Source organism: Nonomuraea sp. H19, from assembly GCF_052068215.1.
GTDB lineage: Bacteria > Actinomycetota > Actinomycetes > Streptosporangiales > Streptosporangiaceae > Nonomuraea.
The window spans coordinates 155,293-179,427 of the sequence record NZ_JBQHCV010000012.1 but is presented as its reverse complement, the minus strand read 5'-3'; the positions used below and the strand labels follow the sequence as shown (position 1 = coordinate 179,427).

Here is a 24,135-nt window from a genome sequence, read left to right as displayed (position 1 = left end):
GGCTTCGCGCCCGCGACGCGCCCGGCGGGCGGCTCCGGCCGCACGAGGGGGGCGTACGGCCGGATTTGACCTCAACCGAACTTAAGGTTGCAGACTCGGTCCCATGAGAGTTGTCGAAGTAACGCGGTTCGGTGGGCCCGAGGTGTTGCAGACCGGTGCGGCGCCGGATCCCGTCGCGGGTCCCGGGCAGGTGGTGATCGGCGTGTCGGTGGTCGACGTCATGTCGCTCGACGCCCAGTTGCGCGCCGGGTGGGGGCAGGAGTGGTTCCCGAGCCGGCCGCCGTTCGTGCCGGGGACCGGGGTGGCCGGGCGGGTGCTGTCGGTGGGCGAGGGGGTCGATGCCGCGTGGGTGGGACGCCGGGTGGCCGCGCTGGTCCCCGGAGGCGGGTACGCCGAGCGGGTCGCCGCCGACGTGGAGACCATGGTCGTGGTGCCCGACGAGGTGCCTTCGTGGCGGGCGGCGGCGCTGGTGCAGGTGGGTCCGGCGGCACTGAGCCTGGTGGAGGCGGCTGAGCTGGAGCCTGGGGCGCGGGTGCTGGTCACGGGAGCCGGCGGGGCGCTGGGGCTGGCGCTCGTGCGGCTGGCGCGGGCCGCAGGAGCCCTGGTCACGGCCGCGGCGCACGGCGCGGCGAAGCGGCAGGCCGCCCTCGAAGCAGGCGCGGCGGAAGGGATCGACTACTCGCAGGTGGCGTCCGGTACCGCCGCGGACACGCGGGATGGGCGGCCCGGCGGCGTCTTCGACGTGGTGTTCGACGGGGTCGGCGGGGATGTCGGCACGGCGGCGTTCCAGCTGGTCAGGCCGGGCGGGAAGTTCTTCGCGTACGGAGTGCCCAGTGGCTCGACTGCCCAGGTGGATCCGGTGGAGGCTGAGCGCGGGGGCGTACGGCTGATCGGCATGGAGCAGGTCCAGTTCGCCCCGGCCGAGTTCAGGCTGCTGGCCGAGCGGACCCTGCGGGAGGCGGCGGCGGACCGGCTGACGACCGTCGTCGGGCTGGCCGTGCCTCTGGAGCGGGCCTCGGAGGCCCATGCCGCGCTGGCCGCGCGTGAGCTGGTCGGCAAGGCGCTCCTGCTGGTCACCGCGCAGGCCGTACGCTACCGGACCGGCGGCGGCCCGGAGGTGCTGGAACTGGAGGAGATCCCGATGCCCCAGCCGGGGCCCGGCCAGGTGCGGGTCGCGGTGAGGGCGGCCGGGGTGAATCCGCTCGACTGGAAGATCCGCAGGAGCGCCGAGCCGGACGGCCCGCAGGGCACCGGGATGGAGCTGGCCGGCACGATCGACGCGCTCGGCCCCGGCGTCGGCGGATGGCGGCTCGGACAGCCGGTGTTCGGCCAGGTCGCGACCGGCGCGATGGCCACGCACGCGATCGCCGACGCGACCAGGCTGAGGCCCAAGCCGGATTCCCTCTCCTACGAGGAGGCCGCCGCGCTGCCCGTCGCGCTGGAGACGGCCGGCCGTACACTGCGCGAGCTCGGGCTGGAGAAGGGGCACACGCTGCTGATCCACGCGGTCGCGGGCGCCGTCGGCCTGGCCGCCGCGCAGCTCGCCATCGAGCGCGGGGCCGAGGTCATCGGCACGGCCGGCGAACGCCACCACGACCGCCTCCGCGCCCTCGGCATCCACCCGGTCGCCTACGGCGAGGGGCTGGAAGAGCGCCTCACCCAGCCGATCGACCGGGTGCTGGACGCCTCGGGCAGGGGCGAGCTGGAGCTGTCGGTCAAGCTCACCGGCGACCCGGCCAAGGTGATCTCCATTGCCGACCCGGCCGGCGCGGCCCGGCTGGGGGTGCGGTTCTCGTCCGGTGGCGGGCCCATTCCGCCGGCGGGAGACGTACGGGTGCCGGTCGCGGAGGTCTTCCCCCTGGAGCGGCTCGCGGACGCGCATCGGCGCAGCGAGGACGGGCATTACCTGGGCAAGCTCGTGGTCAACACGGAAGCTCTCTTGCCGCGATAGCAGGCAGACTGGTTCGCATGCTGGAAACCTCTGCCCGCCTGCTCAAGCTGCTGTCCCTCCTCCAAGCCCACAAGGAGTGGTCAGGCCCGGAGCTGTCCGCGCGGCTCGGGGTCTCGACCAGGACGATCCGCAACGACATCGAGCGGCTGCGCTCGCTCGGCTATCCGGTGCACGCCACGCCGGGTGTCGCGGGCGGCTACCGGCTGGGCGCGGGGGCCGCGTTGCCGCCGCTGCTGCTCGACGACGAGGAGGCCGTGGCGGTCGCGGTGGGGCTGGGCAGGGCGGCGGGCGGCGGCGTGGAGGGCATCGAGGAGACGTCGGTACGCGCCCTGGCCAAGCTGGAGCAGGTGCTGCCGTCCCGGCTGCGCCGCAGGGTGAACGCGCTGAACACCTACACCGTGCAGATCCCCGGCCCGGCCGCCGCGGTGGTGGCCCCCCAGGTGCTGACCACGATCGCGAACGCGGCCCGCGACCACGAGCGGCTCCGCTTCGACTACACCGGCCACGAGGGCGAGACGACGGTGCGCAACGTGGAGCCGCACCGCCTGGTGCACCGGCGCGGCCGCTGGTATCTGGTGGGGTACGACGTCGAGCGGCGCGACTGGCGGACCTTCCGGGTGGACCGGGTACGTCCGCGCACGCCGGCCGGGCCCCGGTTCACCCCTCGCGAGCTGCCGGAGGGCGGCGACGTGGCGGCGTACGTGGAGAAGGGCGTCAACACGGCGACGTGGCGCTACCGGGCCACGGTGCTGCTGCACGCTCCGGCCGACCGGATGGCCGCGCTGCCGCCCGGGCTGGAAGTGGAGCCGGTCGACGAGGCGACCTGCCTGCTCAAGCTGGGCGGCGACGACCTGAACGGGATGGCCTTGTGGATCGGGTTCATCGGCGTGGACTTCGAGGTGCTCGATCCGCCGGAGCTGGCCGAGCAGGTGCTGCGGCTGTCCGAACGCTACCGGCGGGCCGTGACGGGCCAATAGACGAGCTCGACGGCTGCCTGGACGGCGGCCACTCCGACCCGCTTCCACCTGGGTGAAGAGCGGCGTTACAGCGAGGAGCCGGCGTTCTCCGCGAGGTAGCCGGCGCGCACGCTGGAGCGCGACAGTTTGCCCGTGGGGGTGCGCGGCAGGCGCGGGCGGTATTCGATCGCCTTCGGATGCTTGAACCTGGCGATGCGAGGGCCGCAGTGTTCGAGCAGCTCGGCGGTGAGCGCGGGACCCGGCTCAACCCCCTCGGCCGGCTGCACGAGGGCGACCACGTTGTGCCCCCACTCCTCGTCGGGCACCCCGATCACGGCCACGTCCGCCACCGCTGGATGTTCGAGCAGGGCTGCCTCGATCTCGGCCGGGTAGATGTTCACCCCGCCGGAGACGATCAGGTCGGTACGCCGGTCGCACAGGAACAGGTAGCCGTCCGCGTCCAGATAGCCGATGTCGCCCGGCGTGTACCACTCCCCCAGCATGCTGGCGGCCGTCTTCTCCGGGTCCTTGCGGTATTCGAACGTGCCGAGGCCGGACTTGACGTAGATCAGGCCGGGCTCGCCGGGCGGCAGCTCGTTGCCGTCCTCATCGACGATCTTGGCCTCGAACGCGGGCGCGGGGCGGCCCACGGTGCCCGGCCTGGCCAGCCACTCGTGCGGCTTGACCGCGAAGGCGATCGCCGACTCGGTAGAGCCGTAGTACTCGTACAGCACCGGCCCCCACCAGTCCATGATCTGCCGCTTGACCGCGACGGGGCAGGCGGCGCCGGTGTGGATGACCTGGCGCAGGCTGGAGACGTCGAACTTGTCCCTGACCTCCTCGGGCAGCTGCAACATGCGATGGAACATGGTCGGCACCATCATCGCGTTGGACACCCGGTGCCGCTCGACGAGCTCCAGGATGGTCAGCGGCTCGAACTTGGGCGCGATCACCACGGTGTGCCCGAGGTGCAGCGCGAACTGGGTGTGCGCGCACGGCGCCGAGTGGTACATCGGCGAGGTCACCAGGTGGACGGCGTCGCCCGGCGTGAGGTCGACGACCTCGCCGAGGAACCACGCGTACAACGGCAGGATCGCCTCGGGCGCGGCCCCGGGCAGCGGCCGCTGCACGCCCTTGGGGAAGCCGGTGGTGCCGGAGGTGTACCACATGACCGCCCCCGACGTGCGCTCGCCGGGCGCGTCCGCGGGCTGCCCCGCGGCCAGCCCGTCCGTCCCGGTCTCCGCGCCGGGCACGGCGTAGCCCGGTCCGGCGACGACGACCTTGGCGTCGCAGTCGGCCAGGATGTACGCCACCTCGGAGGCGGTCAGATGCCAGTTGATCGGCACGTAGTAGAGACCGATCTGGCCCGTCGCGAGGAGCATGACGATCGCGTCGATCCCGTTGGGCAGCATGCCCGCCACCACGTCGCCGGTGGTCAGCCCGCGGGCTCTGAGCCCGTGCGAGACCTGGTTGACGCGGGCCAGCAGCGCCCCGTACGTGGTCTCGGTGCCGTCCGCGTCGATCACCGCCAGGCGATCCGGGTCAGCGGCGGCGATGGCGTAGAAACCGGGCTCCATTTACAGCTCCAGCAGGTGTGCGAGGCGGGTGCGGTGGATTCTGGGCGGGCCAAGCAGCACCTCGTCGGCCTTGGCCCTCTTGTAGAACAGGTGGGCGTCGTGCTCCCAGGTGTAGCCGATGCCGCCATACAGCAGCAGGTGGTCGCGGGCCACCTCGAAGCAGGCGCGGCCGGCGTACGCCTGGGCGAGCGCGGCGGCTTCCGGCAGTTCGCCGGGCGACTCGTCGGCGGCCCAGGCCGCGTATCTGACGATGGACTCGGCCTGTTCGAGCTTGCAGTGCATGTCGGCCAGCTTGTGCTTGACGCCCTGATAAGAGCCGATATAGCGGCCGAAAGCCACGCGGATCTTGGCGTAGGCGACGATGGCCTCCAATGCCGCCCGCATCACGCCGAGCTGCTCGGCCGCCAGCGCCACGCACAGCCGGTCACCGATCCCGCGCTCCGGCGGCGGCCCCAGCACCCGGCACGGCGCCCCGTCCAGGACCACCCGCGCCTGGCCGCGCGTGATGTCGAGCGTCTCCAGCGCGGTCCTGGTGACGCCGGGCGCGGACAGCTCGACGGCGACCATGACCATGCCGTCGCCGGTCCGCGCGGGCGCCACCAGCACGTCGGCCTCCATGCCGCTGAGCACCCGCCCGATCGTCCCGCGCACGGCCACGCCGTCATGGGCGAGCTCGTCTTGGGCGAGCGTGGCCGCGATCCGGCCTTCGGCGATGGCGGTCAGCAGCTCCTTGTCGGGGACCATGGTGAGGGCGATCGTGGCGAACGTGGTCGCGAGGAAAGGTCCCGGCAGCAGGACCGCGCCGGTCTCCTCCAGCGCGACGGCCAGCTCGGCCAGGCCCGCGCCGGCGCCGCCGTACTCCTCGGGGACGATCAGGCCGGACAGGCCCAGCTCGCCGTTGAGCCTCGCGTACACCTGGGGGTCGTAGCCGTGGCGGACCTTGGGGAGCGGCGAGGCCGTGCGCAGGAAGGCGCGTACGGACTCGCGAAGCTGCTGTTGTTCCTGGCTGAGTACGAGCTTCACCCCTGCGTCCCCACCTTCAGGTCCTTGAACGGCACGGTCTTGTCCACCCGGGGCTCGGGCGGCAGGCCGAGCACCCGCTCACCCACGATGTTGCGCATGATCTCATTGGTGCCGCCGCCCAGCGCGTAGCCAGGGGCCAGGGAGATCGCCTGCGCGAGCGGATGGTCGGCCAGCACCGACTCCGGGCCGACGAGCTGCGTGGCCAGGTCCGCCTGGAACAGCGTCAGCTCGGCCAGCAGCAGCTTGGCCGCGCCGCCCCGGGCGCCGGGGAAGACCCCGGCCTCGGTCTCCTGGGCCAGGCGCTGGTTGAACAGCGCGAGCGCGCGGCTGCGGATGTACAGCTCGACGAGCTGGTCGCGGACCAGCGGATCGCTGGTGTCGACCGACTGGCGCAGCGCCGCCAGGGACGCGGGGTGGTCCTTCGACCCGCCCATGCCGACGCCTGCCGAGATCGACAGCCGCTCGTGCAGCAGCGTCGTGACGGCCACGCTCCAGCCGTCGTCGACCTCGCCCACACGGTGCTCGTCGGGGATCGGCACGTTGTCGAAGAAGACCTCGTTGAAGTTGGCCCGGCCGGTCATGTCCTTGAGCGGCCTGACCGTCACGCCCGGGTGGTGCATGTCGATCACGAACATGGTCAGGCCCTTGTGCTTGGGCACGTCCACGTTCGTGCGCGTGAGCAGCAGGCCCCAGTCGGCGTAGTGGGCGACCGACGTCCACACCTTCTGGCCGTTGACGATCCAGGTGTCGCCGTCGCGTACCGCTCTGGTCTGCAGGCCGGCCACGTCGCTGCCCGCGCCGGGCTCGGAGAACAGCTGGCACCAGATCTCCTCGCCGCGCAGGAGTGGCCTGATGAAGCGCTCGCGCTGGGCGTCGGTGCCGCGGTCGAGAATGGTCGGGCCGGTCATGCCGAGGCCGATGGAGAAGACGTACGTGGGAAGCGTGAAGTCGCGGGCCTCGGCGGCGAACGCGCGCTCCTCCGCCTCGGTCAGCCCCTGGCCGCCCCACCGCTTCGGCCAGGTGATGCCGGAATATCCGGCGTCGTAGAGCTTGGCCATGAAGCTTTTGGCATGGGTGACCCCGCCCGCGTCGGGTGAGTCGGCTGAAGGAGCGTTGTCCCGGAGCCAGGCCCTCGCGGCACGCCGGTAGTCAGCAAGGTTCACGTCGTCTCCTCGGCATCAGTGCTCACTTACTCTAATAAGGCGACCGCAGCACGCATAGAGCACCGCCGACACCCCCGAGGGCGCGGAGCCCCACGGTCGAGGATTTCGAGCCCGGCGCACGATTCGTCTTGTGGATGCCAGTGATAAAGGACTGGTTAGTGGGTACTAAAAGGTTTTCGCCCCCGACACGAGAGCGCACAGAGGTCAGGCCGCTATCATGATCAACATGACTGCCCGTGAGCGGAGCGGCCCGGCCGCACTGGAAGTTCCCGGCAGCCGGTCGGCTTCCATGAGTTAGAGAGTTACCCGCAGTGACATCTGGTTTCAGCCGATTAAGGCGTGAGGATCTACTGAAGACGGCCTGCGAGGTGATCGCGGAGCAGGGGTTCGGCCACACCAGAACCATCGACATCGCCCGAGCCGCGGGCGTCAGCCAGGCACTGCTCTTCTACCACTTCGAGACCAAGGAGCAGCTGTTCGCGCAGGCCTTCGCCTATGTGGCCCGGCTCCATCGGGACGCGCTCGACGACATCGAACGCTCCCCGAGCCCGCCCTTGGATCGGCTGCGCACCCTGCTCAAGCTCTGCTCGCCGTCGATCCCCAGCGAGGGCTGGCGGCTGTGGATCGACGCGTGGGCCGAAGCCATGCGCGTACCGGAGCTGGAGACTCTCGCGCGGCGCCTCGGCACGCAGTGCCGGCTGCTGATGCGCGAGATCATCGAGGCCGGGATCGAGTGCGGCGAGTTCAAGTGCGACGACCCCGACGCGACGGCATGGCGGATCTTCGCGCTCATCGACGGGCTGGCCATCCAGACGCACGTGCACCCGAAGGCGCTGTCGCGGCGCCGGGTCAACGAGCTCATCCGTACGGCGGCGGCGAACGAGCTGGCGGTGCCGGTCGAAAAGCTGTGATTCCCGCTCTTCCCGAGCTATTGACAGTTCATACAATAGCTCGGGAGGAGAGGAGTGCACGCGATGACACCCGCACCTGACTCCATCAGGGAAAGCTCCATCACCGCCAGGGAACGCGACGAGCAGGTCGCCGGTCGCAGCGCCTACGAAGCCGTCATCGAACGCCTCTCGAAGGCGTCGGTCGACAAGCACTGGGAGCCGTACCGGGACATCCCGTGGGACGACCCGGAGTTCCGCGTGAACCCGATCGATCCGCGCTGGGAGCTGCCCGAAGTAGACCGGCTGGGCGGCCATCCGTGGTACCGCAGCCGGTCCTCCGAAGTGCGCGCGGCGATCGGGCTGTGGCGGGTGGCCACCGCCATGAAGATCGGGCTGCAGTTCGAGAACCTGCTCAAGCGCGGCCTGCTCAACTACGCCTACCGGCTGCCGAACGGGTCACCGGAGTTCCGGTACGTCTACCACGAGACCATCGAAGAGGGGCATCACGGGATGATGTTCCAGGAGTTCGTGAACCGTACCCGCCTGCCGATCCGCGGCATGCCGCGGCCGCTGTCGATGATCGCGCAGGTGGCGCCGTGGATCCCGCTGATCTCGACTGAGCTGTTCTTCGTGTTCGTCCTGGGCGGCGAGGACCCGATCGATCACGTGCAGCGCAAGGTGCTGAAGGACGGCCGGGCCCACCACCCGCTGGAAGAGACGATCATGCGCATCCACATCGCGGAGGAGGCCAGGCACATCTCGTTCGCCCGCCACTACCTGCGTGACCGGGTGCCGCGGATGCCCGCGTACCGGCGGTTCCTGCTGGGCGTCCTCTCGCCGGTCATCCTCGGCGTGATGGCCCGCATCATGCTGGCGCCGCCCGGACCGATGATCAGGCGCTTCAAGATCCCGCCGAACGTGGTCGCCGAGATCTACGTGCGCGATCCGGCCGCCAAGCAGGAGATCCGCGACTCGGTCGGCAAGACGCGCGCGTTGTGCGCCGAGCTGGGGCTGGTCAACCCGCTCACCCGGCGGATCTGGCAGGTCATGGGAATCTGGGGCTAGCTCGCCGGGCGCCTGGCGATCAGGACCTCGGTCACCGTGACGTCCTCCCACCTTCCTGCCTGAGGGGTTGCTCGCCAGCAGCGCCTTCCGCACCGCCTCGGTGAACGCCGTCAGACGGTCCCCGAGCCGGGCGGGCGCGGTGTAGGAGTAGGACAACTGCAGGCCGATCACGGCGTCGACGTCGTAGGCCAGGCGCTGCTCGTACATGGTCGAGTGCAGGTCGGAGAACGGCGAGGTGGCCAGCACGTCGTGGTGGTGCTCGCCGGTGGCCTGGAAGGAGTCGGTGGCCGTGAGAGTGTTGGCGCCGAACTCCTCGCGCACCCGCCGCGCCACCGGCTCCCAGGGCTCCTTGTGGACCTCGCGCCCGGGGCCGATGAGCGCCACGACGCCGTCCGGCGGGAGCAGCTCGGCCAGTTCGGCCAGCACCGCACGGCGGTCCATCCAGTGAAACGACCTGCCATGACGATGTGGTCGAACGCCGGCAACTCGCGCAGCATCGTGGAGTCGCCCCGGAGCCAGCGGATGTTCGGCGTTCCCGCCGCCAGACGCCTGCCTTCGGCCAGCATCTCCTCGTCCGGATCGACGGCCGTGACCGCGCGGATCCGCCGCGCCAGCGGGATCGCCACCGTGCCGGGGCCGCAGCCGAGGTCCAGCACCCTGCTGTCCCGGCCGAACGTCGTGGCCAGGTGGTCTATGGCCGCATCGCCGTAGCCGGGCCGGTATTGGGCGTAGTAGGGCGCCGCGCCGCCGAACAGGTCGGTCATCGGACCGTCCCGTGGATGCTCCGGCCCCCATGTCGGGCACTCCGCTGCCCGAAGGCGTCCGCGCCCCGTTTCGTCTGCTGACGTGTGTCCAACGTAGCCACCAAGGTCACCTCCCCATGTGGAGGTTGCCGGGTCTGGTCACTCCGGCCCGCCCGGTGCCGGCGGGGCAGGTCCCGGCCTTCAGTCCGGGGAGCGGGTGACGGGTGGGACCATATACAGGTTCGGGACAGATTCTACGGAAGGCTTGGAGCTTTGAGGCGGCTATTGACCATCCTGCTGCTCGCCTGCGCCGCGGTGGGGATCGGCCCGCCTCTTCCGGCTCAGGCGCACAACGTCCTGATCGGCAGCGATCCCGCGGACGGGGCCGTGCTGGGGGCCTCGCCGGAACGGGTGACGCTGGTGTTCGACCAGACGGTGCGGCAGGGGTACGCACAGGTGGGCGTGACGGGGGCGGACGGGTCCGCGTGGGCCGACGGGGCGGCCGTGGTCTCCGCCGAGAAGGTGTCGGTGAAGGTCAAGCCGCTGAAGGCGGGGAGCTCGTACGTGGTGGGGTACCGGATCCTGTCGGCCGACGGGCACCCGATCACCGGCAAGATCACCTTCCGTCTGTCCGAGGACGCCGCCGGGGTCGCCTCCGGACCCGCGGTTCCGGGCGAGAGCGCGGACGCCGCGGAGGCTGCGGCGAACGGCGGGGCCGGGATGGCCGTGGTGTGGATCGTGGGCGCCCTGCTCGTGCTGGCGGCCGGCACGGCCGTAGCCCTCCGGCGCTCCGGCACCACAGGACCCGGCGCGGCGGGGACGGCGGCTCCGGCCGACATGACGGCCGGAACCGCGGTTCCGGGCGAGGCCGCCGAAAGTTCCGCGCAACGGCCGGTGGTGCGGGGCGAGGGGGCGGGCGCGTGAGCGTCAGTGCTCCTTCCCTGGCCCGGCAGCGGGTCGGCGGGCGGCTCGTGGCCGGCGCGTTCGGGGTGTGCGCGGTCGTCTCGGCCGTGGCCGCGAGCTCCCTCACCGCCCAGGAGTCCGTGCCCGGCATCCCCATGCCCGGACCGATGGTGTCGGTCGGCCTGCCGGTCGTGCGGGTGCTGCTCGACGTGGCGGCCGTCGCCGTGGTCGGGCTGAGCCTGCTGCCCAAGCTGCTCGGGTTCGACGACCCGGAGCGGACGGAGCCGGTCATGCTGCGGGTGCGGCCGCTGGCCGTACTGGCCGCCTGGGCGTGGGCGATCTGCGCGTTGCTGACCATCGTGTTCCAGACGGCCGAGCTGAACCCCGGCAGCGTGCCGACATTCGGGATGATCGCCGAGTATGTCGGAAATGTCGGCACGGGTCAGGGGCTGCTGTTCAGCGCGGCGTGCGCGCTGGCGGCGGCGGGCATCGGGCTGATGGCGGTGCGGTTCGGCGAGAAGGTGCCGGCCGAGCTGCGGCTGATCGTGGCGCTGTTCGGGCTGCTGCCCATCCCCGTCACCGGCCACGCCGTCAACTCGGTCTGGCACGACCCCATCATGATCTCGATGGAGATCCACGTGATGGGCGCGGCGGCGTGGACGGGCGGGCTGGTGGCGACGGCCGTGTTCGTGGCGCCGCACCGGGGACTGCTGGCCGTGGCGCTGCCGAAGTTTTCCAGGATCGCCACGGTCTGCCTGCTCCTGGTGGGCCTGTCGGGGCTGATCAACGGACTCGGGACGATGGCGCTGACCCCCGGCGTGCGGCTCCCGGACGCGATCGTGACCAGCCACTACGGGCTGCTGGTGGTGGTCAAGACGGCGCTGGTGGCCCTGTTGGTGCCGCTGGCCGCGCACATCCGCTTCCGCCTGCTGCCCGCCGTACGCCAGGGCCGGGCCACCGCCCTGGTGGGGTGGGCGGCGGCCGAGGTGGCCGTGATGGGCCTGGCCTATGGCGTGGCGGTGGCGATCACCCGCGCCTCGATCGGGTGAAGGCCGCGCTTCCCGGCGATCCACTCGACGGTCAGCCAGGCGGCCAGCAGTCCCAGCCCGGCCCACATGGCGGACGAGGTCGCCAGCGGAGGCGCGCCCAGCAGCCCTTCCTGGCCCTTGAGCGCGCCGTACACCTGACCCATGATCGCGCTCTGCCCGACCAGCGCGCCGTACGCGACGGCGGTGGCGCCGGCGGCCCCGAGCACGGCGCGCGCCACCGGCATCCGCACCAGGAACGCGACGTCCACCATCAACCCGGCCACCACCAGGAAGAACGGCACCGCCGACGGCGGGAACCCGGTGAAGGTCAGCAGCGGCCAGATCAGCGTCCTGAAGCCCACGTACGCGGCCGCCACGAGGGTGGCCGCACCGAACCTGCCGATCAGTAACCGCGCCACCACCAGCACCGCCAGCCCGGCGACCACCGCGTAGACCGGGTAGAGGAAGTCCGGCACCGGCAGGGCGAACCCGGTCATCATCGTCCGGTCCACCGGCCGGCCCATCTGGTCGGCGGCGAACTGCAGCAGGATCGGCTCCGCGTAGACGGCCTTGTTGTCCCAGGCGCCGATCGACAGGATGCCGTATTCCTGGTGTTGCTCAGGGAAATGCACGTTCTCCAGGAAGAACGCGAAGAACGCGCCCAGCACCACCGTGCGCTCCCGGCCGGGCGGCGCTCCCACGAACCAGCCGCGGATCACACCCGCGATCATGAAGAACGTTCCAATGTAGAGCATGAGGTGCGAGGGGCTCCACGAGGTGATGTCGAGCCCGTTGACGCGGTGGTTGATCAGGTCGAGCGGCACCGCGACGAGGAAGATCCCGGTGCCCCACTGGATCAGCCTGAGCGCGGCCTTGTCCACGCCGTACCCGGTGTAGCCGTGGATGATCGTCAGGGCGAGGGCGAGGGCGGTGCCGGCCGAGTTGAGCAGGTGGGGTGGGGCGAGGTCATCGCGCAGCCACTTGAAGTGCCACGAGACGTCCCAGGCCGAGCCGAGCAGCTTGAGCGTGAGCGCCACCAGCCATCCGAAATAGAGCACCCTGAACAGGTCTTGCGGCGTGTCGCGTCCGGCCTGGCCTCTGGTCCAGTACGGCAAGGCCCACTCTGTGGCCTTTTTGAGCGATGCTGGAGACTTCACGGGAGAGAATCTTACGGACCTGGGTGGGGACGGCGCGAGGCCCACTCATGGCTGAGGCTCGCAGCGAGCCCACGAGGGGAATCCTGGGCGCGCCCGCCCGCGGCCGGGCGCCGTCGTCGGTCCGGCGCTAGAGGCGGACCGGATCTTTGCGCCTTCGCTTTCCGAGTCGTACGGGTAGGCGCTTGAGGCCGTTCTGGAAGTTGGACGTCAGCCGTTGGGGGCTGCCCACCAGGTCGACGTCCCAGGCGAGCAGTTCCCTGAAGATCGAGCGCATCTGGGCGCGGGCCAGGTGGGCGCCGAGGCAGAAGTGCGGGCCGAAGCCGAAGCTGACGTGGTCGTTCGGGGTACGGGCGATGTCGAAGCGGTCGGGGTCGGGGAAGACGGACGGGTCACGGTTGGCGGAGGTGTGGTAGACGACCACCTTGTCGCCCGCGCGGATGGGGCGGCCGCCGAGGGTGAGGTCGCGGGTGGCCGTACGGCGGAAGTGCATGACGGGCGGCCAGAAGCGGAGCATCTCCTCGATCGCGGAGTCGAGCAGGGAGGGGTCGTGGCGCAGGCGGTCCAGCTCGGCGGGGTGCTGGAGGAGCGCGAGAAGGCCGCCGGGGATGCCGTTGCGGACGGTCTCGTTGCCTGCGACGGCGAAGAGGATGAACATGTTCTCGAACTCGGTCTGGGTCAGGCCCCCCTTCGTCATGGCGGACATGAGGGATTCGTCGTCGACGGGGTTCTCGGCGAGGTCGTGAGCATAGGCCAGCACGTCGGCCAGCGCCGCCCTGGAGCGCGGATTCGTCCCGGGCTCGAGCTCTGGTCGCAACGCGACGGCGCGGCGGCCCATCGGGGTGAGGGACTCGACGTCGGCCGTCGAAAGATCCGCGTGGTCGGCGTCCTGGTAGCCGATGACCCGCGACGCCCAGTCGTACAGCAGCCGCCTGTCCTGCTCCGGGAAGCCCAGGACGTGGGCCAGCGTCCACACGGGCAGGTCGGCGGTCACCTCCACGAAGTCGCACTCACCCTCCGCGAACAGCGCCGCCGCGCGTTCGGCGATCGTCCGCTCCAGCGCCCGCACGGCGCGCGGTGTGAAGGCCGCCGCCACGATCCTGCGCAGCCTGGAGTGGCCAGGCGAGTCCATGTTGACCATCATGTCCCGAACGAAGGCCAGGTCGTCGGGGGCGTCGAAATCGCGGAGCTGGGTGGCGCCTAAATGGGAGGAGAAGTCCTCGGGGCTGCGCAGGACCCGTTTGACGTCGCCGTGCCTGAAGACCGCCCAATAGCCCGGGCCCTCCCGCCACGGGCCGATGGCCGGCTCGGGGACCCAGCAGACGGGAGTGTCCCGCCTCAGCCGGGCCAGCAGATCGTACGGCACCGCTGTCGCGTAGGTGGACGGCAGGAACACCTCGACCGCCTCTGCCTCATGCACCAGCACTTGAGCCTCCTTGCGAATACACCGGGGTCGCGCTCTCGACAGCGATCTTTACCCGCGGGCAAGCCGCCGGACGCGGCCAGAGGCGATCTTCTTCGGGAAAACTCAGTCCTCCAGCTCAACGGCACCGGGCACCATGCGGTCAATCCCGGCTCAACGCCGTCTCAGGGATCTCTCAGGTGCGAACAGTAAGCTCCCCGTCATGAAGCGTGTGGCCGCCCTGGTAGTGGCACTCGCCCTGATCGGGGTGACGACGTGGCTGGTGTGGCCGTCGGCTCCGGTAGTGCGGGGCCAGGACCAGAAGATAACCGTCGTCGACGGACCCGCCGACGACCAGCGGGTGGAGCTCGATGCGACCTACTTCCCGCCGCCTGATGGCGGGAAGGCACCTGCCGTGTTGATCGCCCACGGGTTCGGCGGCAGCAAGCAGAGCGTGCGACAGCAGGCGATCCGCGTCGCCCAGGAGGGCTATGCGGTGCTGACCTGGTCGGCGCGCGGTTTCGGCCGCTCGACCGGCGAGATCGCGCTCAACTCCCCCGACTACGAGGTCAAGGACGTCAAGCAGCTGATCGACTGGCTGGCCAAGCGCCCGGAGGTCCAGCTCGACGCCTCGGGCGACCCGCGCGTCGGCATCGCGGGCGGCTCGTACGGCGGCGCGATCGCGCTGATGACGGCCGCCTACGATCAGCGGGTCGACGCGATCGTGCCGCAGATCACCTGGTCCGACCTGGCCGACGCGCTCTTCCCCAACGCCGCCGCCGGGCAGGGCACGGAGAGCGGCGTCTTCAAGCGCATGTGGGCGGGGATCTTCTTCGGGCAGGGCGTCTCGCTGGACAGCTTCGCGCTGCAGGGCGGACGCCAGTCGGCCGGGCCGCTGAGCGCCGAGCAGGCGCGCTGCGGCCGGTTCCTGCCCGCGATCTGCGACATCTACCAGCAGGTCGCCACGGACGGAAAGGCCACCCCCGAGGCCGTCGCCCTGCTGCGCAAGTCGAGCCCGGTCACCGTGGCCGGCCAGATCAAGGCGCCCACGCTGCTCCTGCAGGGTCAGCGTGACTCGCTCTTCCCGCTCAGCCACGCCGACGCCAACGCCAAGGCGATCGCCGCCGCGGGGACCCCGGTCAGCCTGGGCTGGTTCGACGGCGGGCACGACGGCGGCAACGGCGAGGCCGACTGGCTGTCCGAGCAGACCTTGGCGTGGTTCGGGCGCTACCTGAAGCAGGACAGCGCGGCGGCGCCGGTCAGCGCGTTCACGGTGACCCGCGACGGCGGCCGCGACCCCGGCACCCGCCAGCGCATCCGGCTGCACCCGGAGGCCGCCTCCTACCCAGGCCTGGCCGGGACCGACACCACCACCGTGGAGCTGAGCGGCCCCACGCAGAACATCGTCAACCCGCCGGGCGGCGCCCCCGCCTCCATCTCGACGGTGCCCGGCATCGGCGGCCTGCTCGGCGGCCAGAACACCGCCGGCGTGTCGATCGACATGCCGGGTCAGAGCGCGGCGTTCGAGTCGCGGCCGCTCACCGCCCCGCTCCAGCTCACCGGCAGCAGCACGGCCAAGATCAAGGTGTCGGGCAAGGGCGAGGCGACGCTGTTCGCGAAGCTGTACGACGTCGCCGACACCACCCAGCCGCCGGCCTTGCCCGCCGGGCTGGTGGCGCCGATCCGGGTGACGATTCCCGAGGGTGCGGGCAGCGTGGACGCCACGGTCACCCTGCCGGCCGTCGATCACCGCTTCGCCGTGGGCCATCGGCTCCGCTTGGTGGTGACCACGACGGACATGGGCTTCGCGACTTCCGCCGAGCCCGCCGCCTACCAGGTGTCGCTGGCCGCTCCCGCGCTCAACGTGCCGACGGTGCGTACGCTGGCCGCTCCGCCGACCGGGGTCGTGTGGTGGGTGTGGGCGATGCCGCTGGCCGCCGTGGTGATCGCCGCCATCCTGCTGGCGACCGGCCGTGCCTCGGCAGGTGCCAGGGTCCGCCGCGGGGCCGTACCGATCCCGGAGGCGGACGCCCAGCCCGCTCCCACGGGGAACGGCCACCTCGTGGTCAACGGGCAGGCCCTGGAGGTGGTCAACGGGCAGGCCCTGGAGGCGTCGGGAGGCGAGCCGGTGCCGCTGGAGATCAGCGGGCTGACGAAGGCCTACCGGAACGGGGAACTGGCCGTCGACGGGCTGTCGTTCCGGGTCGAGCAGGGCCAGGTCCTGGGCCTGCTCGGGCCGAACGGTGCCGGTAAGACGACCACCATGCGGATGATGATGGGCCTCATCCGGCCGGACGACGGTGAGGTCAGGATCTTCGGCGAGCGGGTGACGCCCGGCGCTCCCGTGCTGTCCAGGCTCGGGTCGTTCGTCGAGGGCCCCGGCTTCCTGCCGCACCTGTCCGGCCGCGACAACCTCGAGCTCTACTGGGCCGCCACCGGGCGCCCGGCCGCCGAAGCCCACTTCGACGAGGCACTGGAGATCGCGGGCCTGGGCAAGGCGCTGGAGCGGGCCGTACGGACCTATTCGCAGGGCATGCGGCAGCGGCTGGCCATCGCGCAGGCCATGCTCGGGCTGCCGGACCTGCTCGTGCTCGACGAGCCGACGAACGGCCTCGACCCACCCCAGATCAGGGAGATGCGCGAGGTGCTCAAGCGCTACGCGCGCGACGGCCGTACCGTGATCGTGTCCAGTCACATGCTGGCCGAGGTGGAGCAGACCTGCAGCCACGTCGTGGTCATGCACCGGGGCCGGCTGGTGTCCACCGGTCTGGTGTCGGTGCTGCTCAGCTCGGCGGCCGCGGGCAACGGGCACGGGCCGCGCCTGGAAGACGTGTTCCTCGACCTCATCGGAGAGAAGTCATGAGCGCCGCGCCGGGCTACGCGCCCCGCCGCACGCTGCCGCTGCGCGTGGAGATCGTCAGGCAGTTCAAGCGGCGACGCACGACGGTCATGTTCGGGCTGCTGCTGGCACTGCCGTGGATCCTGGTGATCGCGTTCCAGTTCGGGCCGCAGTCGAACGGGCCGACGCAGTCGGCGCTACGCATCTCGGACCTGGCGACGCAGAGCGGCCTGAACTTCGCCGCGTTCGCCCTGTCGGTGTCGGCCAGCTTCCTGCTGGTCGTGGCGGTCGCGCTGTTCTGCGGCGACACCGTGGCCAGCGAGGCCAACTGGTCGTCGCTGCGCTATCTGCTGGCCGCCCCGGTCCCCCGGGACCGGTTGCTGCGGCAGAAGCTGATCGTGGCGCTCGGCTACTCGGCGGCGGCGGTGATCTGCCTGCCGCTGATGGCGCTGGTGGCGGGCACGCTGGCGTTCGGGTGGAACGACATCACGGTGCCCGGCACGGGCGAGACGATCCCGGCGCTCGACGTGCTGCCCCGCTTCGGCATCGTGATCGGGTACGCCCTGGTCAGCCAGCTCGTCGTCGCCGCTCTGGCGTTCCTCATCTCCACGCTCACCGACTCCCCGCTGGGCGCGGTCGGCGGGGCGGTGGGGCTCTGGATCGTCTGCAACATCCTGCAGGCGGTCGAGGCGCTGGGGGTGCTGCGCGAGTTCCTGCCCACGTTCTGGAACAACGCCTGGCTCGACGCCCTGGCGCCGGAGCTCGACTGGAGCGGCATGGCCAAGGGCGCCTCGGTGTCGATCACGTACGCGGCCATCCTGATCGCGGTGGCGTTCCGCCGGTTCCGTCGCAAGGACGTGGTCAGCTAGCTCCTTCGCAGGCGGCCGGCGCCACGCAGAGGGTCCCGGCCGCCGTGAGCGGCCGATCGCCCGGCCCGGAGCGGGTCAGAGGGGGCGGGAGAAGGTGACCAGGGTCGTGCCGGGGCCGTTGTAGTGCGGGACGGGGTCGCTGGCCGCGAAGCCCATGCGACGGTGGAAGGCGATGGACGCCGTGTTGACCGGTGCGGTGATGGCCTTGACCACATGCCGGTCGTGGCGGCGGGCGAGGTCGAAGAAGCGCTCGTACATCGCGCGGCCGACCCCGCCGCCCCGGGCGCCGGGAGAGACGCCGACGAAATGGATGTAAGCCTCATCCGTCTCTGATGGCGAGATGAACCCGATCAGGAACCCCGCCATGCCGCCAGGCCCCTCGGCGACCAGACTCGTCCGGTGGAAATGGTCCAGGAAGAGCCTGGGCAGCGCGTGCAGGATGGGACGGCCCCACCACGCGTCGGCCACGGCCGCGATGGCGTCATAGTCGGCCGGCGTGGCCGTGCGCAGATCGTATGGCGTCATCAGGCCCAATGCGGGGGCTTGTCGTCCAGGTAGAAGGCGTCCGGGTCCTCTTCCGGCAGGTCGTCGCCCCAGCCCAGCTCCATGTCGTCCGCGGTCTGCTCGGGGTAGAAATCTTCCACGACGAACATGCTACCCAGACTCACAAACCACCACCGAGCGTATTCGCGGGTCCCGGGACAGGCGGCAGGCACGGCGGTACGATGCGAGAGCAGGTGTCGCCTACCCCCCGTGAGGCTGCTCATGGCCACCCCGACAGGCTGGCGGCGAGAAGGCAATCTGCCGGCGGAGCTGACCAGCTTCGTAGGCCGGACACGTCTCCTCGCCACCCTCAAACGGCACCTCAGCGAGACCCGCCTGGTGACCGTGACGGGCATCGGCGGTGTCGGCAAGTCACGCACGGTGCTGCGGCTGGCGCATCAGGTGCGCGCCCAGTATCCCGACGGCGTCTGGTTCGCCGATCTCGGGCGGCTGCAGGACGCGGGCATGGTCAACCAGACCATCGCTTCCGCGCTCGGCATCGCCGACCAGTCCTCGCGTGCGGAGTCCGAGTCGCTGGCGGAGTGGGTCGGCGAACGCGACATGCTGCTCATCATCGACACCTGCGAGCATCTGGTGACCGGGTGTGCCGGGCTGGTGCACGAGTTGCTGGAGGCGGCGCCCAATCTGAAGGTGCTGGCCACCAGCAGGCAGTCGTTGCACCTGCCTTACGAGCACGTGATCCCGGTGCCGCCCCTCCAAGTGCCCGGCGACGATCCTGCGGAGAATCTGTTCACCAACGAGTCCGTCCAGCTGTTCGCTGCTCGGGCCAGGGCCAGCGTGCCTGACTTCACGCTCGACGAGGACAACATCGGGACCGTCGCCGATTTGTGTCGGCGACTCGACGGCATCCCGCTCGCGATCGAGCTGGCCGCCGTGCGGTTGCGGGCGCTGTCCGTGGAGCAGATCCTCGGGCTGCTGGCCGATCGGTTCAGCCTGCTGGCGGGCGCGAGCCGCACGGCCCTGCCCAGACACCAGACGCTGCGCGCGGCCATCGGCTGGAGTCACGAGCTGTGCGAGCCGGCCGAGCGGCTGCTGTGGGCGCGGTTGTCGGTGTTCGCGGGCGACTTCGAGCTGGACGCGGCCCGGTTCGTCTGCTCCGACGGACGCCTGTCCGCCGAGCGCATCACCAACCTCATCGGGGAACTGGTCGAGAAGTCCATCCTGCTGATCAAGAACAACGACGCCGGCCTCCGTTACAAGCTGATCGACACGCTGGCCGAATACGGCGAGGAGTGGCTCGACAAGCTGGGGCAGACGGAGCAGATGCGCCAGCGGCATCTGGATTACTACCTGAGCCTGGCCCGGCGCGGTGAGGACGCCTGGTCGGGGCCACGGCAGATCTACTGGTTCGTCCGCATGCGCCAGGAGCACGACAACGTCCGGATCGCGCTCGAATACGCGCTGAGAACGCCGGGAAAGCAGCCGCTGGCGCTGACGCTCCTGTCGTCACTCTGGTTCATGTGGGTCTGCTGCGGGTTCGCCCGCGAGGGGCGCCTCTACCTGGAGCGGGCGCTGGAAGCCAACCCTCACCCGAGCAAGGAGCGGTGCAAGGCGCTCTGGGTGCTCGCCTACATACGCAACTCCCAGGGCGACAGCGTCGGAGGGCAGACGGCGGCGGAGAAGTGCAGCTCCGAGGCCGTCCAGGTGGGCGACTCCCGGGCGGTGATCCTGGGCTCCAAGATGCAGGGCACCGCGGCCATGCTCCAGGGCGACATGCAGAAGGCCAGCGCGCTGCTGGGCGTGGCGATCGAGTTCAACACCGACAACAAGGAGCTCAACCCCGGCCTGCTGCCCGCCATCGTGGAGCTGTCCATCGTGCTGACCGCGCAGGGGGAGTTCTACGAGGCCGAGTCTCTGCTGCAGGACTGCCTGCAGGTGTGCAGGGAGCGCGGAGAGCTCTGGCTGAGCTCGCACGCGCAGTGGGCGCTGGCGGGCACCAGGCTGGCGACCAACCGGCCCGAGGAGGCGCTGCAGAGCGTCAGGGAGGGGTTGCGGATCAAGTTGCACTTCCACGACACCCTCGGCACCTTGCTGGCGCTGGAGTCCTCGGCACGGATCTTCGTGGCCCTGGACCGGCTACCGCTGGCCGCCCTCCTGCTGGGGGCGCTGCAGCAAAACTGGAAATCGGCCGGCCTGCCGCAGTTGGGCGCGCCGTTCCTGTCCGATGACCACAACGCGTGCGTCCGGGAGTGCGTGCGGCGGATGGGCGAGCTCGCCTACAAGAGCGCCTTCGAAGAGGGCGCCCGGTTTGACCTCGAGGAGGCGTCCGCGCTCGCGCTCGGCGAGCTGGACGCCCTCGAGGACGGCTCCTGAGAGCACTCAGACAGCCTGCGGCCAGCGGGTATCACCTGGCCAGGCGTGCACGAAGCGTGCGCTGCCGAAGGAGAACTCGATGTGGCCGCGGACCCAGTGTTCGAGACCGCGCACGTATTTGAGCACCGGCGGCGGAGCCCACCTCTCCATCGCCGCGCGCCGGTCGACGAACGCGGCGATCGCCTCGTCGTGCATCCGGGCGACCTCGAGCAGCGCGTCCTGCAGGGAGAGCGACTTGTGGGTGGCCAGCACGGTCACGAGGTTGTGCCGGGCCTTGTCGGTGCGGCGCTCCTTGGCGTAGGAGAGCAGGTCGTTGTCCCAGCCGACGAGGTCGCAGGCCAGGTCGGAGAGCGCGCGCACGTCGGGGTGGTACCAGTCCTCCGTCTCGATCCGGTAGCCGCCGCCGATGTCGATGAGCGCGAAGCAGGTGTACGTGGCGCCGGTGGTGCGGCGCATCAGGAGGTAATCCTCGGGGGTCGGGATCAGATCGACCTCGCGGTTCGCCGCCTCCCAGATTTGGGCGAACAAGTACTCCTTCACCGCGCTCCGCCACCGGTCCAGCTGTTCGGGAGTGGCTATCGCGGATATGCGGTCCAGGAGCTCCTTGAGAGCGAGGCCGAACGGGTCGCCGGCCTCCGGGTCCCTGTCCCCGTCGAGGCTCTCCAGGAGCGACGGCAGCGCGCGGGCGACCGCGGCGGCCCGATGCCCCGTGAGCTCGCTCTCGCAGAACCCGTCGTCGAAGGCCCAGAGCCAGAAGTACCAGTCGGTGATCAGCCGGAGACTGTCGCGCGGCACGGTGGGGTTGGTGCGCGCGGGGAGGAGGCCGAGTTCCGAGCGGCTGAAGTGCTCGATGGAGTCGGCGCTGGGGAGCATCTTTGAGGCGGCCAGCCATGCGTGGCTCTCCGCGTCGACCTCCGAGACATGCTCGTTGATCTCGTTCGGGAAAGGGCATGGCAGCGGAGGGATGTGGAGTGGTCGCCTACTGAAGGGGTGCGCAGAAGTAGCCACGCCTTCCAGCATGACGATGGACTGTTCAAAAGGCCACACTCGACAACTTCGAGGCTTTTAGTGGTTATTTCGCCTTATGTATCGATTTGTGAGAACCATTGGAGTAACTGGCCATTTGCGAACATTCGCGCTGTGTCCATCACGGACGGCGTACCGGCGTGCGGATCAGCGCCTGCGCCCGGCAACGCTCTGACCACGGCAGATTCCTTTTTGAACATGGCACCCGCAAGTGGCATTTGACCTCGGTCGTTTGCACGGTCAGGCGCGGCCCGCATGTTACAAGCGTGCCTAGCGTCTCAGCGTGACCGTAATAAGCCGTCGGCATCAGCAAAGTGTCACCTTTGCCGTCGGCCGGAATGACCGGCGCCCCCGCCCCGGCATACGCGCGCAGCGTCTCGGTGTCGCCCGCTCTGGCCAGGTCGAACATCCTGGTGGCGAATTTCGAGCTCCGGGTCGCCGTCCGGGCACCTCGTCGTGCCCCGATAGGGTGCCCTCCACGGAACCGCGTCCCACCCTTCGCCCGTGCGCGGAATCGTTGCGGCTCGCCGTAGGTTCTGAGGAGAGTACCTAGGGAAAGGCTGTCCAACTGTGTTCGACCCGAAGGATCTCTACGAGCTCGCAGATGACATGCCCGAGCTGCCCGATCCGGTGATGCTGTACCACTTCGACGGTTTCGTCGACGCGGGTGGCGCCGGACGCCTCGCGCTGGGCCACCTGCTGGCCGAGCTGGAGCACCGGGTCGTGGCGACGTTCGACGTGGACCGGCTGCTCGACTACCGGTCGCGCCGTCCCATCATGACTTTCGACACCGACCGCTGGGTCGAGTGCGAGAGCCCGGAGCTGGCCGTGCACGTCGCGAAGGACGCGACGGGGACGCAGTTCCTGCTGATGAGCGGGCCCGAGCCGGACCGGGAGTGGGAGCTGTTCGCCAAGGCGGTGGCGGACCTGGCGAAGCGGTTGCGGGTGAGCAAGCTGGTGACGCTGCACGGCATCCCGATGGCGGTCCCGCACACCCGGCCGCTCGGCATCACCATGCACGCCAGCCGGCCCGAGCTGATCAACTCCCAGACGAGCGCGTTCGGGCGGGTCCAGGTGCCGGGGAGCGCCGCCGCGCTGATCGAGTTCCGGCTCGGGGCGCAGGGGCACGACGCCTTGGGGTACGCGGTGCACGTGCCGCACTACCTGTCGCAGGCCGAATACCCGACCGCCGCCGTGACCGGGCTGGAGGCGGTGACGCGCGGGACGGGGCTGGTGTTCCCGATGGACGCGCTGCGCGAAGCGGCCGCGCGGACCACATCAGAGATCGAGGAGCAAATCCGGGCCTCCACGGAACTCTCCACTGCCATCTCGGGGCTTGAGCAGCAGTATGACGCCTTCGCCGGGGGCGCCGAGCGAGAGAATCTGATCGCGGAGGCCACCCCGATGCCCACGGGTGATGAGCTCGCCGCTCAGTTCGAACGGTTCCTCGCCGAGCGCGACGACCCGCAAAACCCATAAACCCTTCGTCTATTACGCGGTGCCGTGGTCGGCCACCCGCCTTACTTCGGCTGATGGCCCTCCAGGGGAACGGACTCTGACCCTTCACCGGCTGAGCGCCGTTACGGAGCGCACTGGTGGCCGGCTAAGTGGTTCGTCCGTAGCCTGGGGCGATGGACATCCGGGTTGGGCTTGTCGGCTATGGGGCCGCGGGGGCTTACTTTCATGCTCCCTTGATCCATGCCACTCCAGGGCTGTCGCTGGCTGCTGTCGTGACGCGGGACGCTGGGCGGCAGGCCGAAGTCCAGGCGAAGTACGACGCTGCCGGCGTTTCAGAACTCGATGAGCTGTGGGGGCGGTGTGACCTCGTCGTGGTCGCCTCGCCCAACCGGACTCATGTGGGCATCGCCGCGGCGGCGCTGGAGCGCGGGCTGCCTGTTGTCGTGGACAAGCCGCTGGCCAGGACCGCTGAGGAAGGGCGAGGGCTGGCGCGGATCGCCGAAGAGCGGGGGCTCATGCTCGCCGTGTTCCAGAACCGGCGGTGGGACGGGGACTTCCTTACCGTGCGGCGGCTGGCCGGTGAAGGCGTGCTGGGTGCCGTGCGGCGGTTCGAGTCGCGGTTCGAGCGGTGGCGGCCCACGCCCAAAGGCGGGTGGCGGGAGGCCGGTGGGCCGGAGGAGGTCGGCGGGCTGCTCTACGATCTCGGAAGTCACCTCGTCGATCAGGCGCTGCAGTTGCTCGGGCCGGTGCGGGAGGTCTACTGCGAGAGCGACATCAGGCGGGAAGGCGTCGCTTCGGATGACGACACGTTCATCGCACTGACGCATGAGGGCGGGGCGCGCTCGCATCTGTGGGTCAGTTCCGTGGCGGCAGACCACGGCCCCCGGTTCCGGGTGCTGGGGTCGGCGGCAGCCTATGTGAAGCACGGGATGGACGTGCAGGAGGAGCGGCTGCGGGCCGGCGTCGCCCCCGATTCGCCGGGGTTCGGGGAGGATCCGGAGGAGCGCTGGGGAGTACTCGGGACGCCGGAGGAGCATCGGGTCGTGCGGACCGAGGCGGGGGCGTACCTGGACTTCTACCGGGGCGTGGCGGCGGCGCTGCGCGAGGGGGCGGCGCCGCCGGTGGACGCGGCGAGCGCGATCGACGCGCTGGCCGTCATCGAGGCGGCCCGCCTGTCGGCCACCCAGCGCGTCGTCGTTCCGCCGGCCTGA

20 protein-coding genes and 1 pseudogene are annotated in these 24,135 nt (G+C 70.5%); 12 read left to right on the top strand and 9 right to left on the bottom strand.

Annotation, left to right across the window (positions count from 1 at the left end):
- Positions 1 to 103: 103 nt before the first annotated feature.
- The 3 genes and pseudogenes from ACTMTI_RS26940 to ACTMTI_RS26930 form a co-directional block, all read left to right on the top strand.
- Positions 104 to 1,054: pseudogene (locus ACTMTI_RS26940) on the top strand (zinc-binding dehydrogenase); the annotation flags it as partial.
- A gap of 87 nt (positions 1,055 to 1,141) precedes the next feature.
- Positions 1,142 to 1,951, top strand: a complete 810-nt coding sequence (locus ACTMTI_RS26935) for an NADP-dependent oxidoreductase (protein ID WP_441123431.1) — start codon at positions 1,142 to 1,144, stop codon at positions 1,949 to 1,951.
- A gap of 17 nt (positions 1,952 to 1,968) precedes the next feature.
- On the top strand, positions 1,969 to 2,928 hold the full coding sequence (locus ACTMTI_RS26930) for a helix-turn-helix transcriptional regulator (RefSeq protein ID WP_441123310.1): 960 nt from the start codon (positions 1,969 to 1,971) through the stop codon (positions 2,926 to 2,928).
- 65 nt (positions 2,929 to 2,993) lie between these two features.
- Here the strand turns inward: ACTMTI_RS26930 and ACTMTI_RS26925 are convergent, their stop codons facing one another.
- Genes ACTMTI_RS26925 through ACTMTI_RS26915 form a run of 3 tightly spaced genes read right to left on the bottom strand, consistent with a single transcriptional unit; the run spans position 2,994 to position 6,670 of the window.
- Positions 2,994 to 4,484: an AMP-binding protein gene (locus ACTMTI_RS26925; RefSeq protein WP_441123309.1), complete on the bottom strand. Its 1,491-nt coding sequence runs from the start codon at positions 4,482 to 4,484 to the stop codon at positions 2,994 to 2,996.
- Positions 4,485 to 5,507: an acyl-CoA dehydrogenase family protein gene (locus tag ACTMTI_RS26920; RefSeq protein ID WP_441123308.1), complete on the bottom strand. Its 1,023-nt coding sequence runs from the start codon at positions 5,505 to 5,507 to the stop codon at positions 4,485 to 4,487.
- Entirely contained in the window at positions 5,504 to 6,670 is a 1,167-nt protein-coding gene (locus ACTMTI_RS26915) for an acyl-CoA dehydrogenase family protein (protein ID WP_441123307.1), read from the bottom strand. Before ACTMTI_RS26915 ends, ACTMTI_RS26920 begins: the two co-directional genes overlap by 4 nt.
- Positions 6,671 to 6,981: 311 nt before the next feature.
- On the opposite strand from ACTMTI_RS26915, the gene ACTMTI_RS26910 reads away from it, so the two are divergent.
- Together ACTMTI_RS26910 and ACTMTI_RS26905 are read left to right on the top strand one after the other, a co-directional pair.
- On the top strand, positions 6,982 to 7,581 hold the full coding sequence (locus tag ACTMTI_RS26910) for a TetR/AcrR family transcriptional regulator (protein ID WP_441123306.1): 600 nt from the start codon (positions 6,982 to 6,984) through the stop codon (positions 7,579 to 7,581).
- A 63-nt stretch (positions 7,582 to 7,644) separates the two neighbouring features.
- Positions 7,645 to 8,625 carry an AurF N-oxygenase family protein gene (locus ACTMTI_RS26905; RefSeq protein ID WP_441123305.1) on the top strand — a complete coding sequence of 327 codons (981 nt, stop codon included), beginning with the start codon at positions 7,645 to 7,647 and terminating at the stop codon, positions 8,623 to 8,625.
- A 167-nt stretch (positions 8,626 to 8,792) separates the two neighbouring features.
- On the opposite strand, the gene ACTMTI_RS26900 is transcribed toward ACTMTI_RS26905, so the two are convergent.
- A complete protein-coding gene (locus tag ACTMTI_RS26900; RefSeq protein WP_441123304.1) occupies positions 8,793 to 9,389 on the bottom strand; it encodes a class I SAM-dependent methyltransferase in 597 nt (198 codons plus the stop codon).
- A 252-nt stretch (positions 9,390 to 9,641) separates the two neighbouring features.
- Here ACTMTI_RS26900 and ACTMTI_RS26895 point away from each other — a divergent pair, with 252 nt between their 5' ends.
- Together ACTMTI_RS26895 and ACTMTI_RS26890 are read left to right on the top strand one after the other, a co-directional pair.
- The gene (locus tag ACTMTI_RS26895) at positions 9,642 to 10,292 is read left to right on the top strand and encodes a copper resistance CopC family protein (RefSeq protein WP_441123303.1); all 651 of its coding nucleotides are present in this window, start codon (positions 9,642 to 9,644) and stop codon (positions 10,290 to 10,292) included.
- Positions 10,289 to 11,320: a copper resistance D family protein gene (locus ACTMTI_RS26890; RefSeq protein WP_441123302.1), complete on the top strand. Its 1,032-nt coding sequence runs from the start codon at positions 10,289 to 10,291 to the stop codon at positions 11,318 to 11,320. Before ACTMTI_RS26895 ends, ACTMTI_RS26890 begins: the two co-directional genes overlap by 4 nt.
- On the opposite strand, the gene ACTMTI_RS26885 is transcribed toward ACTMTI_RS26890, so the two are convergent.
- Entirely contained in the window at positions 11,278 to 12,456 is a 1,179-nt protein-coding gene (locus tag ACTMTI_RS26885; RefSeq protein ID WP_441123301.1) for a hypothetical protein, read from the bottom strand. The two genes, ACTMTI_RS26890 and ACTMTI_RS26885, sit on opposite strands and share 43 nt — an antisense overlap.
- Before the next feature lie 127 nt (positions 12,457 to 12,583).
- The gene (locus tag ACTMTI_RS26880) at positions 12,584 to 13,879 is read right to left on the bottom strand and encodes a cytochrome P450 (RefSeq protein ID WP_441123300.1); all 1,296 of its coding nucleotides are present in this window, start codon (positions 13,877 to 13,879) and stop codon (positions 12,584 to 12,586) included.
- Positions 13,880 to 14,078: 199 nt separating this feature from the next.
- On the opposite strand from ACTMTI_RS26880, the gene ACTMTI_RS26875 reads away from it, so the two are divergent.
- Both ACTMTI_RS26875 and ACTMTI_RS26870 read left to right on the top strand, forming a co-directional pair.
- Complete coding sequence (locus ACTMTI_RS26875) at positions 14,079 to 16,718, top strand: CocE/NonD family hydrolase (RefSeq protein ID WP_441123299.1); 2,640 nt, start codon at positions 14,079 to 14,081, stop codon at positions 16,716 to 16,718.
- Positions 16,715 to 17,563 (top strand): ABC transporter permease, encoded by an 849-nt coding sequence (locus tag ACTMTI_RS26870; protein ID WP_441123298.1) that lies wholly within the window; start codon positions 16,715 to 16,717, stop codon positions 17,561 to 17,563. Before ACTMTI_RS26875 ends, ACTMTI_RS26870 begins: the two co-directional genes overlap by 4 nt.
- A 75-nt stretch (positions 17,564 to 17,638) precedes the next feature.
- Here the strand turns inward: ACTMTI_RS26870 and ACTMTI_RS26865 are convergent, their stop codons facing one another.
- On the bottom strand, positions 17,639 to 18,088 hold the full coding sequence (locus ACTMTI_RS26865) for an N-acetyltransferase family protein (RefSeq protein WP_441123297.1): 450 nt from the start codon (positions 18,086 to 18,088) through the stop codon (positions 17,639 to 17,641).
- A gap of 228 nt (positions 18,089 to 18,316) precedes the next feature.
- Between ACTMTI_RS26865 and ACTMTI_RS26860 the strand changes: the two genes are divergently transcribed.
- Entirely contained in the window at positions 18,317 to 20,440 is a 2,124-nt protein-coding gene (locus tag ACTMTI_RS26860) for an ATP-binding protein (protein ID WP_441123296.1), read from the top strand.
- Between the two features lie 6 nt (positions 20,441 to 20,446).
- Here ACTMTI_RS26860 and ACTMTI_RS26855 read toward each other — a convergent pair whose 3' ends face one another.
- Together ACTMTI_RS26855 and ACTMTI_RS26850 are read right to left on the bottom strand one after the other, a co-directional pair.
- Positions 20,447 to 21,313 carry a terpene synthase family protein gene (locus tag ACTMTI_RS26855; protein ID WP_441123295.1) on the bottom strand — a complete coding sequence of 289 codons (867 nt, stop codon included), beginning with the start codon at positions 21,311 to 21,313 and terminating at the stop codon, positions 20,447 to 20,449.
- Between the two features lie 274 nt (positions 21,314 to 21,587).
- Complete coding sequence (locus ACTMTI_RS26850) at positions 21,588 to 21,875, bottom strand: hypothetical protein (protein WP_441123294.1); 288 nt, start codon at positions 21,873 to 21,875, stop codon at positions 21,588 to 21,590.
- Positions 21,876 to 22,036: 161 nt separating this feature from the next.
- Here ACTMTI_RS26850 and ACTMTI_RS26845 point away from each other — a divergent pair, with 161 nt between their 5' ends.
- A complete protein-coding gene (locus tag ACTMTI_RS26845; RefSeq protein ID WP_441123293.1) occupies positions 22,037 to 22,945 on the top strand; it encodes a proteasome assembly chaperone family protein in 909 nt (302 codons plus the stop codon).
- Positions 22,946 to 23,097: 152 nt separating this feature from the next.
- On the top strand, positions 23,098 to 24,135 hold the full coding sequence (locus tag ACTMTI_RS26840) for a Gfo/Idh/MocA family oxidoreductase (RefSeq protein ID WP_441123292.1): 1,038 nt from the start codon (positions 23,098 to 23,100) through the stop codon (positions 24,133 to 24,135).

Bases quoted from the DNA above. Each gene is read 5' to 3' on its own strand.
- ACTMTI_RS26905 (WP_441123305.1), top strand. From the start codon at position 7,645: ATGACACCCGCACCTGACTCCATCAGGGAAAGCTCCATCACCGCCAGG.
- ACTMTI_RS26840 (WP_441123292.1), top strand. From the start codon at position 23,098: ATGGACATCCGGGTTGGGCTTGTCGGCTATGGGGCCGCGGGGGCTTAC.
- ACTMTI_RS26935 (WP_441123431.1), top strand. From the start codon at position 1,142: ATGCCCCAGCCGGGGCCCGGCCAGGTGCGGGTCGCGGTGAGGGCGGCC.
- ACTMTI_RS26900 (WP_441123304.1), bottom strand. From the start codon at position 9,389: ATGACCGACCTGTTCGGCGGCGCGGCGCCCTACTACGCCCAATACCGG.
- ACTMTI_RS26850 (WP_441123294.1), bottom strand. From the start codon at position 21,875: ATGTTCGACCTGGCCAGAGCGGGCGACACCGAGACGCTGCGCGCGTAT.
- ACTMTI_RS26925 (WP_441123309.1), bottom strand. From the start codon at position 4,484: ATGGAGCCCGGTTTCTACGCCATCGCCGCCGCTGACCCGGATCGCCTG.
- ACTMTI_RS26875 (WP_441123299.1), top strand. From the start codon at position 14,079: ATGAAGCGTGTGGCCGCCCTGGTAGTGGCACTCGCCCTGATCGGGGTG.
- ACTMTI_RS26930 (WP_441123310.1), top strand. From the start codon at position 1,969: ATGCTGGAAACCTCTGCCCGCCTGCTCAAGCTGCTGTCCCTCCTCCAA.
- ACTMTI_RS26855 (WP_441123295.1), bottom strand. From the start codon at position 21,313: ATGCTCCCCAGCGCCGACTCCATCGAGCACTTCAGCCGCTCGGAACTC.
- ACTMTI_RS26870 (WP_441123298.1), top strand. From the start codon at position 16,715: ATGAGCGCCGCGCCGGGCTACGCGCCCCGCCGCACGCTGCCGCTGCGC.
- ACTMTI_RS26865 (WP_441123297.1), bottom strand. From the start codon at position 18,088: ATGACGCCATACGATCTGCGCACGGCCACGCCGGCCGACTATGACGCC.